This window comes from Sulfidibacter corallicola (assembly GCF_017498545.1).
Lineage (GTDB): Bacteria > Acidobacteriota > Holophagae > Acanthopleuribacterales > Acanthopleuribacteraceae > Sulfidibacter > Sulfidibacter corallicola.
This window is the reverse complement of the sequence record NZ_CP071793.1, coordinates 10,952,506-10,971,604: the sequence shown is the minus strand read 5'-3', so window position 1 is coordinate 10,971,604 and position 19,099 is coordinate 10,952,506. Positions and strand designations below refer to the sequence as shown.

Below are 19,099 nucleotides of genomic sequence, written 5' to 3'. Positions count from 1 at the left end.
GACATGGGATGGCGGAATGAAAGAAGGGAAGCCGCGACCCGAATCCAAAGGACAATGAAGTTCAACTCGATGTAGGTCATCTAGGAGATAAGTAAGGGGTCAGGAAAAAATGAAAGGGTACAAAACCTTCTCATAGGCACCAAATTCTGTCAAGGCTCTTCAGATGGTCTCATGCGGAAATAATAAAGGGTGATTGCAAAGATCGCGAGCGCGTTCGGAAAACCCTGTGGTGGCCCTTTTTTTAATCCCGTAGATCGAGCGACCGGCATTCCAAAAAGCGAAAACCCCCTGCCTGGGATAGATACCCAGGACAGGGGGTTCGCGTGTCGTTTGGTTGACGGATTTACCAGTTGTAGTGCAGGTGCACGCGCCAATTCGCGCCCGGTTCGCTATAGCGATCCAGGGTGGTGCTCGTATTCGACCGGCCCTGAACCTGCGACCATTCCCAGTAGGTTTCGTCGGTCAGGTTGAAGATGCCGGCGTTCAGGCTCAAGCCTTGGAGAATGTTCCATCCCACGGTGAGATCCACCACGGTGGCGCCGTCGGGCAGGAACGGATCCGGTTCCGCACTGTCGGGCGTTACGAAACCATCGTCTTTTTCGGCGATGTCGGACACCATCAGGGCCGCTTGCCACACCCCGTTCGGCTCGTTGTAGTGAAGACCGGCGACCCAGCGGCGAGGCTCGATCGAAGAAAGATCCACGCCGCTGTCCTCGTCTTCGCCTTCGATGTCGGTGAAGGCGCCGCGCAGGCGAAGCTGTTGGGTCAGCATCAGGTCACCTTTGAACTCCCAGCCCGAGATGTTCACATTCTCGATGTTCTGGGGCTGGAACTGCAGAATGCCCTGGTCCGACACACCGACGAAGGCCGTGTCGTTGATGAAGTCTTCGAATTCGTTGTCGAAATAGGTGACGCGGAACATGCCGCGCTGGAACAAACCGCTCAAGCTGAATTCGGTGTTGAGACTGGACTCGGGGTCCAGGTTGGGGTTGGGCAGCGTCTGGTAACCGCTGGTGAGGTTGGTGAACCCGCTGTTGACCGAGCTGTGGGGCGGAGCGCGGAAGCCTTCGGCGACCAGGCCCGAGACCGTCAGGTTCTCCGTCAGGTCCACGTTGACACCGAGTTTGGGGGTGACGGCCCCATCGTCCAGGCCCTCGGGCGTGGAGGCGTTCTGGGTGGATTCCAGGTAGATGGTGTCGTTTTCGTCCGGTGAGAGGTCGTAGTTGTCGTAACGCAATCCCGGAACCACCTTGATTCGATCGTTCCAGAACCGGCTCTCCCATTGGAGGTAGGCACCGATTTCGGTGACGTCGCTCTTGGGGAAGTACCGCGTGGGAAAGATCAAGGTGCCGGCATAGGCGTCGGGATTGCCGCTATCCAAGTCCAAATCGCGGCGATCGCGCAATTGCTCGAAGGATTGGAAGTCGAGGCTGAGTCCGTAGGTCAGGGTGTGGCGATGGTTCCAGGTCTTGCGCAGCGTCAGGTCGCCGCTCAGGAACTCCTGGTCCATTTCCATGGTACCGGTGCGCACGATGCGGGTGGTGACGGGCCCTCTCGAGCTTTCGCGTCGCTCCACGGTCGTCTGGTCGGTTTCGCTGCGGCTGAAGGAGATCTGCCAGTGCAACGAGTCGAAGGCGGCGACATCGCTCGGCTGCCAATGCTGTTCGAGGCTGAAGCGGCCGCGTTGCTGATTGTCCTCGGCCGTGTTGTCGCTGATGGTGGTCAGGGCGCCGAAAATGTTGGAGACGCCCTGGCCGCTGAACACATCGGTGTCCATCGTGCTGTCGTAGATTTCCGCCGTCACCTTGAACTGGTTGTTGTCCGACAGGTTGCGAACCGCCTTGAGCAGGAACTGGGTGCTGTTGCCGTCCTGGTCGTTGGGCAGCGTGCGGCTGGCGTCTTCCGTATCGATATCGCCCTGGTTTTCCCGTTCCTGGGTGTCGCGCCAGGTGGCGTGGGCCATCAGTTGCCAGTTCGAAAGGTCGAATGCCGCGGTGACACCGGCCTGCACGGCCGAGAAATCGCTGTTGTAGCCGGTCTTGAAGCGGAATGCCTGATCTTTGCCGCCCGGACCCAACACGTCGACGGGATCCAGCGTGCGGAAGGCGACCACACCGCCCAACGCGTCGCTGCCGTACAGCGAGGAGCCGGCGCTCTTGACCACTTCCAGCGATTTGATCAGGTCCACGTCGATCTGGAACTGGTGGACCGAGAGCGGGCCGAACGCGAATTGCTCCGCGGTACGGACGCCATCGACCTGTGTCAACACCCGGTTGGCGCCGATGCCGCGAATGTTGAAGCCGTTGAGGCCCAGGCGGGTGGTGTCGCGGCTCACGAAGACGCCCGGTTCGTAGCGCATCAGGTCGGCGCTGTTGGTGGCGACTTGCTCGCGAACCTGCTTTTCGCTGACGACCGCGACCGTGACGGCCGTGTCCTTGATCTTGGTGGGGCCGCGTTCGGCAACCACGGTCATTTTTTCCAACAGGGTCGGGGTTTCGTTTTCGGATGCCGCGGCATCGTCTTCCGTACCGTTGGCGTTACTGTCTTGGGCGACGAGGCTGAACCCGAAAAGCAGGCACAGCAAAAATAGAGATCGAAATGAATTCATGGAACTACCTCTTAGTACGCCGCACCGGAGTCGGGTTCGCTCAGGAGGAAGGGCTCGATGGCCGCGTGGATCTGCTTACGTGCCTCGGTGGAATCGTATGAACGGGTACCGGAAAGGGTTTCGTCGAGGTCGAACAGGTGTTTCCAGAGCGACTTGTCCTCGACTTTTTTGGCCAGGTAGAGTTCCTTGCGGGAGGCGTACACTTCGTTCCAGACCTTGCGGACATCCGCCCAGTACTGCTGGTGAACGGCCCACCAGTCGTGGGCTTCGGTGAGGCGTGCGGGCAGGGTGCGCTCGTAGGTGTTGAGACCGATTTCTCGGGAAATTACCTTGTTCTCCTCGGGCGTTTCGCCCAAGGCCAGCTTGAAGTTGTCCTGCTCGTGAACCCAACCGGTTTGGGTCAGGGCATGGCGGTTGCGGGCGACGAGGATGTGGTAGTCGGAGCGTTTGGTGTACTCGCGACGGGGCAGCGGGCGGTTGGTCAGTTCGGACTCCCACTGCGAGAGGTCGCCGATGTGGACCCATTTGCCGATCGCTTCGTAGCGCGGGCTGTCGTCTACTTGGAAGACGCGTTGGGTCCAGGTGCCGCGGGCTTCCGTTTTGGAAATGTTCTTCTTTTTCCAGGTGCGGTGGCCCTCGAAGGTGAGGAGTTGGGTGTTCTCGAACTCCCAATCCTGGCGCCAGTGTTTGATGATGCCGTGATCGGTTTGCAGCACGTGTTGCAGGACGATTTTCTCGGGGCTGTCTTCGACGACGATGATGGTTTCCAAAGCGCCGGAGTCATAGGCGGGCTTGAGATCGTAGCCGATCGTGAAACCGACGGTTTCCTTGAAGTGGAAGTCGACGACGTAGGTGCCGGCCATGGCGAGAATCGCCTGGCGATCGCGCTCCTTGGGGCTGGGTTCGGGGGTATTTTTTTCGGCCGCGGAAAGGGTGGTGGCGGCAAGCAGCGTGGCGACGAGCGCCAGGCGGGAGAGTGTAACACTCATGGGAATCTCCTTGAAGCGGGTCTGACCGGGTCAGGCAAGCGGGTCGATAAGACGAAAAAATAGGGGGCTCAATACGAATTCTGTCAGATAATGAGAATCGATCTCAATATCGAAAACATTAAACGACGCTACCTCGACCCTGTCAACCCCAAAGCGAACGAACCGTGGCCGCGAGCTTCGGTTTCCTCGCGGCAGGATGGCCCCGTGTTTGGAGAGGAGGTCCTGTACCTCAGTTGGCTCTCGCCCTACCCACGGTCGTGCCGGTCACCCTGGGCATGCGGGTTCGTCGCCTGGGCGCGCCTCGGTTTATGCCCCAACCGGGGTCGGTCAATGGGTTCTGAGGCTCGACGAGTCGCGATTCAACGGATGGCGTGCATCAAAAAGAGGATTTCGTCCAGGCGTTCGCGCGTTTCGCTGGTGGTTTGGATGCGTGTCATCTGGGCTCGCTGCTCCGGGTGGGCGGCCTTGAACGCATCGAAAATGTCGGCGGTCGTGGGGCCTGGCGAGCGGTCGAACCAGGTCAACAGGAACAGGCCCAGGTGGAACTCGGCCAATGCGTTCAGGTGCTGCGCATGGGGCGAGAAATGAATCAGATCCTGGGTCAGTTGCACTGCCAGCCGGGGGCGGAGTTCCTCCAGTTCGCCGTCTTCGAACGTCGGCGGCCAGGGTTCTTCGCCGAAGAGGCGTGACTGGTCCGCGAAAAAACGGTGGAAAAAGCCGCGCCAAACCCGGCAGTGATAGGGTTTGGTCATGAGGAAAATGAATTCCGTGCGCCGCTGGTTGCCGAACACGTGGGCGTCCCAGTAGCCGCGCGGAAAGTTGCTGCCGCCCTGGAACCAGAATTTATCGTGGTTCAGCGAGCGGTTCAGGCTCTGCAGGTAGTCGAAATTCACATCGTCCACGGTCCAAAACGAGATGCCGCAGGGCGGTAGCGACAGGCCCCGGCAGTATTTGCGCAGGTTGAAGCGACGAATGGCGCGGACCTGTTTCTGGTCGACCAGCTTTTCGTACAGTTCGGCTACGTGTAACATGTGATCCCTCCCCGCTCGAGCGCCGTCGGCTATCGGCCCATTTCCAACAAGTGCTGGCAGAAACGGATGCTGCTGCGACTGCAGCGTTCCCATTCCGGGCGGTCGAATTCGGTTTCCTTCTGGCGCAACTCCTGCCACTCCAGGGGAATGACCCCGAGGGCCGGACGGAACCGTTCCGGCATGCGCGCCACCAGGTCCTCGTAGGTTTCCAGCGAAAAATAACCGCAAGCCAGGTTCACCACGCGCCAGAACGCGGTCTCGAAGTTGCGGATCTGGTTCAGGTTGCGAAACTCGCTGGAGACGAAATACTGGCAGAAGGTGAGTACCTCGTCCTCCACGTGATCCCAGCTCAAATGCTCGTCGTAGGCCAGCCAGGGCGGCAGCTCGCGTTCCTGCTGCTCCGGATCCTCGAGGATCTTGGCGGCCTGTAGCTTGTTCGTCAAATGGTTCTTGCCGTCGTCCAGAAACATGATCTGGAGAACCACCTGGTAGATGTCTTCCGAGGCAGGCACCCAGTCGTCGTGTCCGATGTGGATGTGGCAGCGGTAATCCTGGCCGCTGAACCGCTCCGTCAGGGCCGCGAGGGCGCCGTGCACCTCCAGCAGGCGAGCGGCGGGACAGGCGTCGCCGATCGCGATCAGGAATCGCAGCACCTTGAAATGGGCTTCACCGATTTCCACCGAGCGATCCATCGGCCAGCAATAGGTGAGATGGGTGTCCAGCACGCGCTCCAACTCGCCGGCGACCGAATGATTCAGGTCTTCGACCAGTTTCTCCAGATAAAAGCGGTCCATAGCGTTCCCTCCCGTGAAAAGCTGGTGGTCGAGCGGGCATGCAAATGGGGACACATCGACTAGGACGCCCCGAGTCGAACGTCCAGCTCGGAAAAGCCGACGGTCGCCTGCGCAAATGGAAAAGGGAGTATGTCCAGCTTAAAAGAAACGGCCTTGGGGTACAAGGGCTTTTGGAGGGTGCGCGCGCCGTGGATCGCGCAGGGTGGGGTGGCGGCCTCGAATGCCGCGTTGGAACGCGAGGCCGCCACCGACCAGGAGGGTTCAGCCGCCCGCCAGGGACAGCCGGAACGCGACCATCTCCTGGGCGTTGCGTACCAGCAGCACGTCGTCCACCAGTACCGGGTGATTCCAGGTCTTGCCCTCGATCGCGGGGACCCGGGAGAGTTCGGAGAACCCCTCCGGCGAAGCCTTGACCAGCGCCAACTCACCCTTTTCGGAAAGCACCAGCAACAGGCCCTGTTCGGCCAGCAGGACGAGCTGACCGTGGCCATATCGACCGCCCTTCCACTTGCGTTCGCCGTCTTTCAGATCGATGCACGCCAGAATGCGGCCGTCGAAACCGAAGGCGTGACCTTCGTGAAGGACGAAGTCGTTGAAGTAGGGCTTGAGCCGGGCCGACGTCCAACGCTCCTCGGTGGTCCAGCCCTCGGGGCCACGGGCGACCGCGATGCGCCGAATGCCGACGCCCTCGCCGGCTCCGAGCAGGATGTCGCCATCCGTCGTCAGGGCCGGTTGCACCATGCTGAAGCCGGGCCATTCGTGGGCCCACAGGACCTTGCCGTCGGTTGGGGCCACGCTGGTCGCGCCGGTGCCGCTCAGCAGCAGAATCTGTCCGACGCCGTCGATCGTCAAATGGTGTGGCGAACTGTAACCGTTGCCGCCGGCCGGGCCGGTCCAGCGCGGTTCTCCGGTGTTCAGGTCGTAGGCCGCCAGCACGCCCGCCGCGGCCACGATGACGACGTCGCCGACCACCAACGGCGAGCCCGAGAAACCCCAAAAGGGGACCTCCACTTCGGTGTCCTCGCCCGCGTTGCGCGACCAGATGACGGAACCGTCGCCGGCGTCGAGCACGTTCAGGATACCGGTCCCGCCGAACGTGTAGATGCGGTCTCCACTGATGGTCGGTGTCGCGCGGGGACCGGCGCCGGCGTTGGCTTCCCAGAAACGGGTCGTGTCGCTGTGGCGCCATTCCGGCTCACCCGTGGCCAGGTTGTAACAGGTGACCACCTCTTCTTCGCCGCGCTGCTCCTGGGTGTAGACCTGCTCACCGCGCACCGCGAAGGAGGACCAGGCCGGGCCCACTTGTCGGCGCCACAATTCTTGCGGGGGCGACGCGGACCAATCGGTGTCGATCCGCACGCTGGGGACGATGCCGTCGCGTGCCGGTCCCCGAAAGCCGGGCCAGGCGGCTTCCACGCCCGCCGTGGACCCCGGTGTCTCTGGCCGGGTTGAGGATTGGACCATCGATTCGTCGCCGAACTGGGCGAGCAGTTTTTCTTCGTCGGTCTGGGTCCAGCGCCATCGAAAATCCGCCGCGGCGTCGCCGTCGATGCCGTTGCTGCGCAGCAGGTTCCAGCCGCCGCAGGCGACCAGGACGATGGCGACCAGCGCCGCTCGCCGCGGTCCGGCGGAAAGCCCGCGCGTGGTCACCGCCCAAATCACCAAGCTGAGGGTCACGATCGGAATGGCGAAAATGAAAAACATGAGGCCCATCATGGCCGTCGCAATCGACTCGTGAATGGTGTGATAGGTCAGGGCCGTGGCGGCGATCATCAGGAGCAACCCGCTCCAACGTTCGAGATGGGGGATACGGCTGAAAAAGGCCCACCACAGGAGGATGATCGCGCCGCAGGCGAGGCTTCCGAAAATCCCGTAGGCCAGCGTGCCGGACACCACTTCCGGCATGACGAATCGTACCAGGAAGAGCAGGACCGCGGCCGCCACACCGGGCCACAGCCTGAGCGGTTTCGGTTGGTTTGGATGGACGGTTTGGGAGGCATGTCCATTGGATGTGCCATCGGGTGGAACTTGGGGAGATACACTCGGATTGGAACCCTGTTCTATGTCCATTACTGTCTCCAAATACATGAATTTCAACTGCGGTACGATTCAATTCGAGATCCGTTTAATGGAGATCACAAGGTTCGGGTGTATTTTTTTAAAAGATCGGGGAAGGGAAAACGGAACCGACTTCCGGTGCACGCAACCCATTGCATCCAGGCCTTTGTGACCCGTTTTCGCAACCGAACCAACGACGATGGGCGTGGCATGGGCCCACGCGAGCCGGGCTGAACCTGCCCGAAACGCCATTTGCGCGGTACAATAAATTTGACCAAGTGTTCAAATATAGTGGTGATTGCCGGTCAGACAGACGATCCTTCGAGGTGTTACCGTGGTAAGCCAGGATTTCCAAACCATGCAGGAAAACACAAATTCACCCGAAGGATGTCACCCGACACCCTATCGCGGCTTTTTCAACGGTTCCCACCTGTTTCAGGACATTGGGAAGAGTTGTGAAGACATCACGGGGTTTTCTTCCGATGCCTTGATCGGCAAACCGACTTACAAGGATTTGATTCATCCCGAAGATTTTTCGGAAATCGGTACCAAGGTCCACCAGAGCCTCGACCATGGGCTCCCCTACCGGTTGGTTTACCGAATTCGCACCCGCTCCGGCAAGGAAAAGTGGGTTTCCGAGCTGGGCATCGGCGCCAAACCGGAGAACGGCGAGCCGCCCCAGATCCGTGGGTTCATCAGCGACATCACCCATCTCAAGCGCGCCCACGATGCCAACCAGGCCCACAAGGAAGTCCTGGAGTTGATCACCGGCGGCGTCAACCTGAATTGTGTGTTGCGAAAATTGGTGGATACGGCAGAGGCGCTGGTTCCGGATATGTACTGCTCGGTCCTCATACTCGATCCCGAAACGAAGACCCTGCTCGAAGGTGCGGCGCCGAGCCTGCCCCAGTGGTACCGCGCCGCTGTCGACGGGCTGCCCATCGGCGAGAAGGTCGGGTCGTGCGGCGCCGCCGCCGCGACGGGAAAACGCGTGGTGGTGCCCGACATTCTCGATCACCCCAATTGGGCGTTTTTTCACGAGTTGGCCAAGAGGCTCGAACTGCGAGCCTGCTGGTCTCAGCCCATCATTACCGACAACCAGGTTCTCGGGACCTTCGCGATGTATTACCGGTACGTTTCCCAGCCCTCGCCCGGTGAGATCGACCTCATCAACTCCTATGCCCATATCGCCGGCATCGCGATTCAGCACGCCCGTTCCCTGGGTACCCTGCAGCGAACCAATCGCGACCTGGACATCAAGATCAAGCTGAAAAACAAGGAACTCCAGGAGGTTCGCGAGGAACTGATCGAAGCGGCCCACTTCGCCGGGATGGCCGAAATCGCCACCGATGTCCTTCACAATGTGGGCAACATTCTCAACACCTTCCGAATCACCTCCCAATCGGTCCTCGAAAAATTGAATCACTCGTCGTTCGGCACCCTGCATCGCGTCGCCACCTCGTTTCGCGAAGACCGCCCCAAAGCCGAGCTGCTCGAGAAAATGGGTGAAGATAAGCTGATCGATTTGATTCTGAAACTGGAGCGGGCGCTGTCCCAGGAAAAACAGGAGCTCATCGAAGACGCCCTGAAAATGCAGGCCAGCGGGGACAAGATTCTCGAAATCGTGCGTGCCCAGCAGAAATACACCGATTACACCCAGATCGAGGAATTCGCCCACCTGACGACCCTGGTCGAGGATGCGGTCACCTTCGTGGCCGGCGGGCTGGCGAAGTCCGGCATCTCGATCGAACGTTCCTATTCACCCGTTTCGCCGATCAAGATTCACAAATCGAAGTTGATCAACATCCTGGCCTGTCTGTTGACCAACGCGAAAGAGGCTCTGGAGGCCGTGACCGAGGGCGACCGAAAAATTTGGATCAAGGTGTTCATGGAGGGGACCGGCACCGTCTGTCTCACCATTCGGGATTCGGGCAGGGGCATCCGACCGGAGCATCGCGACAAGATTTTCCACCAGGGCTTCTCCACCAAATCCGAACGTCCGGGGATCTCGCTCCACATGGCGGCCAATTATATGAAGGAAATGGGTGGTCGAATCGAGGTCGAGAGCGACGGGGTGGGCAAGGGCGCCTGCTTTTGCCTGAAATTCGTGGTTTGATCGCCCCGGGCGATTTCCCCCGACGATGGGTTCGTGCGATGCGCGCCCGAGACGCTCACCCGTTTCGTCGTTTTCCGCTAGGGTGATTGGGGCAGCCAGGTTTCGTGGACGTGTAACCAAGTAACCTGGTTGGGGGCGGTCACCTGCTTTTGGAACAGGGCGCTGCTGACCCGACCGCGTTTGGTGCCCTCGCTTTCCTGCCACTCTTCGTAGGTGGCCAGCATCAGATCCGGCGAGAGCTGACGGCAGGTGACGTTGTCGATCCAAATCCGAAAACCCTTGCCGGCATGAACGCCGTGGGCCTGTTCGATGCCCTCCATCAAGCGCGGCTTCTCGGTCAGGATCCCATGGGGCGAAACGATTCGAAACTGCGGGTTCAGGGCTCGATCCAGGCGCTGAACGCTCGCCGCGTTCTTGGGGAGGACGCCGTTGAACCAATCTTGAAAGAATCGATGCAGGTCGAGAATTTCCTGGCGAACCTGGTATTCCATGGACTGTTGCTCCTCGTTTTGCGACTCGCGCGTGGGTGATCCCGGAGATCCCCAAAGGAGGAACGCTTTCGAGTCGATCTGGGTGCCCTCGAAGAATGTGGTGAGGAAGTCCTGCGCGGGCAACTGATGTGGAGATGCACTTGCCGTCTGTTTCAAGATAGGGCGTGATTGTCCGGTGAGCATGGCACAGGAGCCGATGACGAGAAACGCGAGGGCGGTACGGCAAAAATACGGAATCGAACGCATGAAAGAAGGCATCAGTGGGTTCCTGATTCGGAAAGTCCCGTGGAACGGGTCTGGAAGTGAATCCCATGGATCGCCTCGGGCTGTCCGGGGAGCGGCCGCGGTGGTTTCGTCCCGGTAGAGGCGTCTTCTTCAAGGGAAATTCACTTTCGACCGAAATGATAACAAACTTCCGTCACATTCCATCCGAGGTAACCCATGGCCCGATGGCTCGTCCTTTGGCTGGTGCTCCCTTTCCTGCGCGCCGACGTGAGCGGCGTGGTGCGCGACGCTCAGGATCAACCGATCGCGGGTGTCCTGGTGCGCGTCCAGACAACTGCCGAACCGGTCGTGACGACCGACGGCCAGGGGGCCTTCACCCTTCCCGTGACCGGGACCGGCTTGGTGACCCTGGGATTTGCCAAACCCTACGATCTCCAGGATGCGGTTCAGTACTTGACCCGAACGGTGACCGTAAACAACGGAACCACTTCGCTCGAGGTCATTCTGGAGGCGATTCCGAAGGCGATCAACGCGGGGTACTTCCCGATACGCGCCGCCTCTCCCAACGGCTGCGGCGATTGCCACGACCTCCAGATGGGCGAGTGGTCGTTGTCGCGTCATGCCGGAACGGCCGAGAATACCTGGGTCCAGGATGTGTTTGCGGCCTACAGCGCCGACCATCCCGGTGAAACGGGCTTCTGTGCGACCTGTCATGCACCGAACGCGGACGTGGCCGCGCCGGGCACTTTTTTTCTGGACGAGCTCGACATGATCGATGATTTCTTCGATCGGGCCTCGGCCAAGGAAGGGGTCAATTGCAGCGCCTGCCATCAGATGGATCACGTCAACGAATTCGTCGATGGGCTCCACCTGGTGGGTAACGCCACCATGCGGTTTCCTGCGGATGGGATTGCCGGAACCCACGAATACGTGTGGGGCCCGTTGGCGGACGTGGATTACGCCTTCATGAAAGCGGTGTATCAACCGCAATTCGCGGAAAGCCGATTTTGTGCTTCCTGCCACGAGTACAGCAATCCCAAAACCGGTGTGCCGGCCCAAACCACCTACAGCGAGTGGCTTGCCTCGACATATGGCGATCCGGAACACCCCGATTACCGCACCTGCCAGGACTGCCACATGCCGCGCAGCGATGAATCGGGTCGCCTGTGCGATCCGCCGACCGGTTTCGGTAACGGTCCCGACCGACCCGCAGGCAGCCACGCGTCCCACCAGATCGAAGCGACTACCGCGCAGGGGCTTCGCGATGCCGTCGACGTCGCGGTGGCGGTGGGTGGCAAGGACGGACACCTCTCGGTACGGGTGTCCGTGACGAACGGCGCGGCGGGTCATGCGATGCCCACCGGTATCTCGCTGCGCAACATGATTTTACGGGTGTCGGCCGAGGGCGATGGCGGTGCGATTCTGGCCCAGGTCTCGGGCTCGGTCGTGCCTTTCTACGGGTCGGACGACGACGGCCTCGACGACGATGGCGATTGGGCCGGCCTGCCGGGCAAGGGCTACGCCAAGGTGCTGGCCGACGAGAACGGAGACATGCCCGTCTTGTTCATCGAAGCACACGAGGTGGCCGAGGACACGCGGTTGGCGGCCGGCACCACGGATGTCACCGCCTACGGCTTTTCGCTGGCGACCTCCGCAGACCCCTGTGCGCTGGATGCCGAACGGGTGCGCGTGATCCTGACCTGGCGCCGTGCCTGGCGTGCGCTGGTCGAGAATATGGGCTGGACCACCGACAATCGCGGCAATCCTTGGGAAATCACGCTGTTCGACGAAACCGTGATCGTCGATCCGGGATTGGTTGCCGCGGGCATTTGGCAGGGGGCCACGGTCCCGCCGGCCTGGGATCGCGATGGCGACGGGCGCTTGACCGTGCTCGACGTCATGGCGGTAACCGCCTGTTCCCAAACGGATTGAACGCCGATGACGGCGGCTCGGGCAAGACCCCTTGACCGCTTTCCCGCAACTGCTCAGGTGACGGCGAGTTCGGTGTGTGCCTCCAGAAAGGTTTCCTTTTTACTGAAAACCTTGGCGATGTTCATCCCTTTCTTTACCGCATCCAGACTGACCTTGCCGGTGGCCAGCGCGGCACCGAGCTGCACGTAGGAGCGCAGCTTGCCGCGCATCCGGTAGCGAACTTCCAGGGCCGTCTGCCAAAGTTTGGCGTACTCTTCGTAGAATTCCTCCAGCGAAAGCCGGGTCGGCAAGACCGCATGAATGATGTCGTACATCTCCCAGTTGTGGGTGGTCACCTGATTTTTGGCGGACTCCCACAGATCGGTGCCTGGCAGTGGGGTGAGCACCGAGAAGCCACTGTTGTAGGCGCCCATCTTTTCGATCCACTGGCGAAGCCTTGCAAAATCGTCGTGGTCCCAGTTGGGATCGACGATGAAGTTGGACGTGAAGCCCACGCCCAGCTCCTTGAGGATTTCGAGCGCACGTTTGTTGTTGCTGGCCGAGTTCTTTTTGTTCACATGGGCCAAGCCGTCGTCGTCCACGGCTTCCACTCCCAGGAAAATGGACAGGTGACCGCAATCCTTCCAGGCCTCGATCAGGTCGGGCCGGCGACAGATGATATCCGTCCGGGTTTGCACCGTGAAAAATTTTTTGATACCGGCCTCTTTGATCAAACGTGCCATTTCCAGGCCGCGTCTGGCATCGAGCCAGAAGATGTCGTCCGTGATGAAGACGTTGGGCGCCTTGATTTGAGACAGCTCTTGGACCACCCGCTCCGGCGACTTCTCGCGAAACCGTTTTTGGTGGAACTTCCACACCGAACAAAAGTTACACCGGTAGGGGCAGCCTCGGGCCGTCTCCATTAAAGCCAAAGGTTTGCGGAAGTTGATGTAGTACTTGTCCGCGTAATCTTCGATCAGGTGACGAGCCGGGATCGGCAACTCGTCCAAATTTTTTCGGGTCGGGGCACAACCCGTGGCGATCATCTGGCCGTCCTTGTGAAGCACCAGGCCTGGCACCTTCTTCAAGTCCTGCCCCGACTCCATCGCGTCGACCATGGCCGGCATGATCTCTTCGCCGTCGCCGACCGCGATGGCGTCGAAACAGGCATCGTCGAACCAATTCGGTTCGCGCGAGGCGTCATGGCCCCCGACAAGGACAAAAGCGTCCGGCATCAATTCCTTGACCCGTTTCGCGATTCGGGTGGCCGGGTACCGCTCCGTGGTGAAATTGCACTGAAGACCCACGATTCGCGGTTCCCAGTCGCGGCATTTCTCCAAGCCGGCCTGCTCGCCCTCGAGGCGCAAATCGAAAATCGCGCATTGGTGGCCATCCTGTTCCAGGCTGCCGGCCACGCATTCGGCGCCCAATGGCTCGACGAAGGTCAACATTTCCAATCCGAGAATACCGCCGATCGGCGGTTTCAAAAAAGCAACACGCATAAATTTTTCTCCCTTGGTTCGCGACTCTGTTTGTAGCATTCGGAAGAAAATTGCGTCAAAGGAAAAAGGTGAAAATGTTGAAAAACTAACCCGTAGCTCACTTCTTTGTCACATCAAACGGCGGATCCGGGATAATCCCAAACGGTCTCGATTCTTGCGGATACGGCATTCTTAGGTTTGTCTTTCTATCCCGATCGGCGGCGCCTGCGGATGTTCACCCTGAAGTCGCCGCTCAGGCCGGTGGCCGGATTGCCGGTTGGCCACTGGGTTCTGAAGTGGGTAACTAATCGATGCGAGTCGCTTGGGAGTGCCCCCATTTACCAGAGGGGCTTCGTGCACGGCCAGGGCGCTGGGCCGACATTTTTTGGCGAACTCCCCGAATATCCGTCTGTTTAGGTTTATAGCTTTATCTTCGGGTTTTACACGGTCTATTGCATGAGAGCTGCGAACCAGCGGGCATACCCAGCTCGATTTCGAGAAAGAAACAGACCACCTGGTTTCTCGCGAAGGGTCATGGGCCGTTCATCGGAAAAATTTAGCAGGAACTCATGAACATCGGAAACCAGGATAGGCTCCGCATTTTGGGTTACATCATGGTCCTGCTTTTCCTGGTTTCCATCATTCCTGCATTCCTGATCAAAATTTGACGTCGGCAAGACCCAGCTCAGGTTGAATGCACCATTTTTTTCAAGAGAGCCCCGGACCAGCGGGCAATCCCAGCTCGATTTCGAGAAAGAAACAACGCGAAGCGAGCCCGCATGCTGTTCCCGGCTGCCAGAGAGGGTCGTCGTGCCAGGTAGGTGCGACCGCTGGTCGCACATTCCGAAGCCGAATGCTTCAATGTTCCCGCAATGGGCAGTGCATCTCTCTTTCAAGTCTCGAACCTGCGATGCGCGGATCGCTTCGACAAGTTCATCCGGCGGGCTTACCGCCCCTGATGAACCTACTGGACCCGACGAATCTCTCGGCATTCGGGCACTCCGAGCAAGTTCCTTTCAAGAGAGTCGTCACTCAGGGTTGTCGCGAAGTGTGGACCAAGGCTTCGATGGCGCGCCTCAGGGTGGAAGCCACCTGCTCCGCCTCTGGTGAATTGAGATCGCCGAAGCGTTGCTGGGCGCCCAGAAACGCGGTGTATTCCAATTCTGCAAGCCGATGGGCCAACTGGGGCTCCAGGCCGTTGGCCTCGAAAAGTTCCCGGATGTAGTCGATTCGGGTTTGGTCCACTTCCGCCAGAACTTGGGCGGCTCGCGGGTCCTGCTTGGCCCAGGTCCTGATGATCTGGTCGAGGCGATGGTCCAGGGAGCGTACGGTTCGATCGAGCAGGGCCAGCCGAGCCTTGGGATCGGGCGCCGTCTCCGCATGGTCGATGGCCGCCTGGGTCAGGTTGGCCTGCCAATGCGCCAACAGCGCCCCCACATAGCTTTTCATGTCGCCGAAGTGGTGGTAGAAACTGCCCTTGGTCTTGTGCATCGCGGCGCAGAGTCGGTCGAGCGTCAGCGCCGATACACCATCCTGGCTGAGTAGGTGCAGGCCCATGTCCAGCCAGTCTTTCGATCGCGTGCGTTTCAAAGGGACCTCACCAGGCGATGCCGATCGCCATACCTGCCATGATCAGACAAAGCGGCGAGTATAGCACCCGGTTCCAATGGTGATAAGCCAGTTTGCGGGTCCATGGGCGGAGCCGCGTTTCGAGATATCCCGCGATACCGCGCAACAGAAAAACCCCGCCGACCACCCAGGCGCCGGTGTTGAGCAGCCCGTGGTGACCCCAGGGGATCGCGGCGAGAAGCATCCACAGGCCGGCACCCACCAGGGCGGCGGCGACGATCAGCGTGAGACCCCGTCCCGGAAAGGGGCGCACGGGTCCATCGGCGGATTCGGGTGTGGAGGGATTCCCCACCACCAGCTCACCGAGCTCGGGTTGCGACTTGGCGGGCCAGGTGACGCCGAACGCCCAAAGCACGTGGAACAGGGCCAGGATCGAAAGGCAGAGCGTGAGCAGGAGCGCCAACCCCAGTTTGAGGGGGAGCTGGATGGGAAAGACGAGTTCCAGGCCGGCCAGGAGGGCGATGCCGCCGAGCAGCGGGCTTTGGGGCAGGGTGGTGAACGAGTGGAAGGTCACTCGGGATACCGCGAGGAAGAGGACGGCAAAAGGGAGTTGGATCGCGATGACGGCCCAGAGCAGCCAGGGCGCCGCGGGGCCCGAAAGGGTGGGGATGGACGCGGCCATCGAGAGCGCGGCGGTCATGGCCAGGACGTAGGTGACGAAATGCCAGCAGACCTCGCTGGTGGCGCGGGCAAAAGAGGAGATGGTCGCTTGTCGGACGGGGAGAAGTACGGCGCGATGGCCGACAAAGGTGTGCAGCCAAAAGGCGAAGAGGGCGAGGGTGGCGGTGAGCGCGGCGAACAGGTGCATGACGAACCTCCATAACCAAACCATACCTTATGGTATGTTTTGCGATCTTGGGTGTCAACGCTTTCTTTTCCCTACGGTCACTGCCGAATATTTCGACGAAATTCCCGGCCGAAACGAATCCCCGGTACCACCTGATGTGCCGGTTGAAATCGCGAATCGGCGATGTGCTTCGTTTTTCTTTGATCGGTTTTTTGAACGAACGCTGCGATCAAGGTCAGGGGCGCGTCGCACTGCCATTGGACCGCCCCTTGACAATGTCTGATTTCCCGCGTCGCTCGGACGTTTGCGAAATCACTTCGGAGAAATGGTATGAACACGATGCTCTCATCGCCCGATCGAAAAAAACCGACGAATGTGTCCGCCGAGAAGCGGGTCGCCAAAAGGTACGGCAGCCTGATCCCCTTTACCGTTTTTCGCAAAGGCACTTCGTTTCGCGGAATTTGCCGGAACCTCGGTGAGGCCGGCATGGCGCTTCGCTTCGAACGGAATGCGCCCCCGACGGCCAAGTACACCGTGGTCCTGGCCCTTGGACCGAAAGAACCGATCCCTTTCGAAGTGGTCGAGAAGTACCGCTATCCGGTGGAGATGGGCGATGAGCGCTATTGGGATATCGGCGTGGAGGTGGTCGATCCGGATAGCAGTTTCACCGACATCTTCGACCGTGCGGAAAAGAAAAACTTGGGCGAACAATTCTATCCCATGTCGACCGACCTCGCGCTCGATTTCGAACACCGCCAAAGATTGCACGACGAATATGGCCCCACCAACGTCGACTTGGCCAATCTGCCGGTTTACGAGGAAGCCAAAAAAAGGGTAGGTCCTTTCGAATTGTCGGAAAAGCTGGGCAACGGCACCATCGGAAGCAGTTTTCGGGCGCGCGACGACTCGAACCGGATGATTGTCCTGAAGGTGATCCACGCTTCCAACTTCCAGCAGCCCCAGGATTTTGCAGCTTGGCAAAGGTACTTGGAAAAGCTGCAAACCATGGGCGATGACTACCTCGTTCCGATTTTGGATGTGGGCACCCTTCACAATGGATCCCATCTTTACTACACCACGCCTTACTACCCCGCGAGGTCGCTGGCTCACCAGGCCGAGAAGCTGGTGAAGCGCGGTGCGGTACTGCACCACTCCTATGTCACGCGCTGGATGGAACAGATCCTCCAGGGGTTGTTGTCGCTGCACCTTCGCAACATGACGCATCTCAACCTGAAGCCGTCCAATGTCTTGGTGAACGATCAGGGTGATGCGCTGCTGTGCGACCCGATGCCGCCGAGTTCGATGCTGAGCGCCCAAATGCGGACGTCGCTCCAGACGTCGACCCGTGCCCAATTCACGTCTCCCGCAATCCTCGAGGCCCTTCAAAGTCGCGTCAAGGTTCCCCGTCATTGGGCCTACGACTGCCACGGTTTCGGCGGCTTGTACGAGTACCTGCTCACCGGGCGCGTGAAGGGAATGCGTTCAGCGGTTCTGGAACGGCCGTTCTCTGATGAAAAACGCCAAAAGGCGTTGATCGACTTTCTCGGCTTTTGCCGCGAGGCGACACCTACCCAGGAATTCAAACACGATTGGCTCGCCTTCGAGTTTTACCGCCATCTACCTGAAGACCAGGGCTGGCGAGCCCGCGCGGATCAGGCGCTACTGGGCAGCCCCGCGACGCTGTACCGCAACGCGGCCGGTGTCTTGGCCAAAGCTGGATCCGCCAACGCCAACCAGCGTCTGAGCCGCTTGGCTTCCGGTCTCGACTTGAGCGAAAAAGAAGCACGTGAGTTGGGCGAGAGCGCGGGCCTGAGTCGAATGGAAGCGGCAGGGACACCGGGCGGCCCGCAGGCGAGAGAGAAGACGGGAGCGGGCAAAGAATTAGAGTGGCTCGATTTGCGCACCAAGGATACCGGCCCCTTCGGGCAACACTGGCTGGTGGATGCCCTGGTCTATCCCTTTCGAAGCTGGATGTCCTTCTGCTTTCTGGCGTTGGCCATTCCCGTTTTGCTGGCCCCGTTTCTGCTGAGCGGTCCAAGTGCGTTGGCCGGTGGAGTCAGGAGCCTCCGTTTCAGGGGGTTGGGGTTCATGGGGCTGGTCGGGATCGCTGCGCTCGGGTTCGTATGCGCCATCGCCAAGGCGATCATCAACAACAGTGCAAATGGTGAAAAAGAGTTTTTCGAGTGGCCTTCGCTCATGGAGCTCTACGATGATTTCGTGCTGCCTTTCATTCAGGTAACGGTGACGGTCCTGGTTTGTTTGGGGCCCGCCATCCTGTACGGCTTGCTCGGGGTGAGTGTCGGTTACTTCCGGTTCGGGGAGGGCTCCGGTTTCGAGTTCACGATGCCCATGATCGTCGAGATCGGCCTGTGCTTGATGGGACTCGCCTATTTGCCCTTCGCGCTGATGAATGTGGCCGTCCACGACAGCGTGTTTTCCATGGATCCACGGCCTTTCTTTCAGGTCTTGCCTCGCTTGTTTTCGGGTTACGTGGTGATGGTGTCGATATTCGGATGCTTGAGTGTCGTGGGGCTCGGCGTGGCCTCGGCCTTGCTGCGGGACCTGAATCCCTACGTGGGGTTTCCCTTGGCTTGGGCCATTTGTTTCTATCTGATCTTCGTTCACTTGCGCAGTATCGGGCTGTTCTATTACCGCAACGAAGATCTCTTCTGGCACTATACCTGATCGCGGCTTCGATGACGCCCCCACGGTCGCTTCCCACACAACTCCGGACCCTCTGTGTGCTCTCTTGAAGCAAAGTGGTGCATTCAACCTGAGCTGGGTCTTGCCGTCTTCACAACTTGATCAGGAAGCCAGGAATGAACGAAACCAGGAAAAACAGGACCATGATGTGTACCAATTCCGGTCCTTTCCTGTCTTCCGATGTTCATGGGTTCCTGCTTAATTTTTCGGATGAATGACCCATGGCCCTTCGCCAGAAACCAGATATAGTGTTTCTTTCTCGAAATCGAGCTAGGT

The 19,099-nt window shown here is 59.7% G+C and carries 13 protein-coding genes; 3 read left to right on the top strand and 10 right to left on the bottom strand.

The features are described 5' to 3' along the window. Window positions 1-343: 343 nt before the first annotated feature. The 5 genes from J3U87_RS32555 to J3U87_RS32535 form a co-directional block, all read right to left on the bottom strand. Window positions 344-2,608: a TonB-dependent hemoglobin/transferrin/lactoferrin family receptor gene (locus J3U87_RS32555; protein ID WP_237379984.1), complete on the bottom strand. Its 2,265-nt coding sequence runs from the start codon at window positions 2,606-2,608 to the stop codon at window positions 344-346. Window positions 2,609-2,619: 11 nt separating this feature from the next. Further along, entirely contained in the window at window positions 2,620-3,597 is a 978-nt protein-coding gene (locus J3U87_RS32550; RefSeq protein ID WP_237379983.1) for a DUF6607 family protein, read from the bottom strand. Between the two features lie 359 nt (window positions 3,598-3,956). Further along, window positions 3,957-4,628: a hypothetical protein gene (locus J3U87_RS32545; protein WP_237379982.1), complete on the bottom strand. Its 672-nt coding sequence runs from the start codon at window positions 4,626-4,628 to the stop codon at window positions 3,957-3,959. Between the two features lie 29 nt (window positions 4,629-4,657). Continuing rightward, a complete protein-coding gene (locus J3U87_RS32540; RefSeq protein WP_237379981.1) occupies window positions 4,658-5,422 on the bottom strand; it encodes a hypothetical protein in 765 nt (254 codons plus the stop codon). A 261-nt stretch (window positions 5,423-5,683) separates the two neighbouring features. Further along, a complete protein-coding gene (locus J3U87_RS32535) occupies window positions 5,684-7,492 on the bottom strand; it encodes a PQQ-binding-like beta-propeller repeat protein (RefSeq protein ID WP_237379980.1) in 1,809 nt (602 codons plus the stop codon). Between the two features lie 346 nt (window positions 7,493-7,838). On the opposite strand from J3U87_RS32535, the gene J3U87_RS32530 reads away from it, so the two are divergent. Next, on the top strand, window positions 7,839-9,596 hold the full coding sequence (locus J3U87_RS32530; protein WP_237379979.1) for a GAF domain-containing sensor histidine kinase: 1,758 nt from the start codon (window positions 7,839-7,841) through the stop codon (window positions 9,594-9,596). Between the two features lie 77 nt (window positions 9,597-9,673). On the opposite strand, the gene J3U87_RS32525 is transcribed toward J3U87_RS32530, so the two are convergent. Next, window positions 9,674-10,087, bottom strand: coding sequence for a hypothetical protein (locus J3U87_RS32525; protein WP_237379978.1), 414 nt, complete (start codon window positions 10,085-10,087; stop codon window positions 9,674-9,676). A gap of 441 nt (window positions 10,088-10,528) precedes the next feature. Between J3U87_RS32525 and J3U87_RS32520 the strand changes: the two genes are divergently transcribed. Next, complete coding sequence (locus tag J3U87_RS32520; protein ID WP_237379977.1) at window positions 10,529-12,244, top strand: multiheme c-type cytochrome; 1,716 nt, start codon at window positions 10,529-10,531, stop codon at window positions 12,242-12,244. Between the two features lie 53 nt (window positions 12,245-12,297). Here J3U87_RS32520 and J3U87_RS32515 read toward each other — a convergent pair whose 3' ends face one another. The 4 genes from J3U87_RS32515 to J3U87_RS32500 form a co-directional block, all read right to left on the bottom strand. Next, the gene (locus J3U87_RS32515; RefSeq protein ID WP_237379976.1) at window positions 12,298-13,725 is read right to left on the bottom strand and encodes a B12-binding domain-containing radical SAM protein; all 1,428 of its coding nucleotides are present in this window, start codon (window positions 13,723-13,725) and stop codon (window positions 12,298-12,300) included. Window positions 13,726-14,153: 428 nt separating this feature from the next. Then, window positions 14,154-14,696 (bottom strand): hypothetical protein, encoded by a 543-nt coding sequence (locus J3U87_RS32510; protein WP_237379975.1) that lies wholly within the window; start codon window positions 14,694-14,696, stop codon window positions 14,154-14,156. 40 nt (window positions 14,697-14,736) lie between these two features. After that, a complete protein-coding gene (locus tag J3U87_RS32505; RefSeq protein ID WP_237379974.1) occupies window positions 14,737-15,294 on the bottom strand; it encodes a TetR/AcrR family transcriptional regulator in 558 nt (185 codons plus the stop codon). Between the two features lie 7 nt (window positions 15,295-15,301). Further along, window positions 15,302-16,141 (bottom strand): DUF3995 domain-containing protein, encoded by an 840-nt coding sequence (locus J3U87_RS32500; RefSeq protein WP_237379973.1) that lies wholly within the window; start codon window positions 16,139-16,141, stop codon window positions 15,302-15,304. A gap of 309 nt (window positions 16,142-16,450) precedes the next feature. Between J3U87_RS32500 and J3U87_RS32495 the strand changes: the two genes are divergently transcribed. Continuing rightward, window positions 16,451-18,805, top strand: a complete 2,355-nt coding sequence (locus tag J3U87_RS32495) for a protein kinase domain-containing protein (RefSeq protein WP_237379972.1) — start codon at window positions 16,451-16,453, stop codon at window positions 18,803-18,805. Window positions 18,806-19,099: the final 294 nt, after the last annotated feature.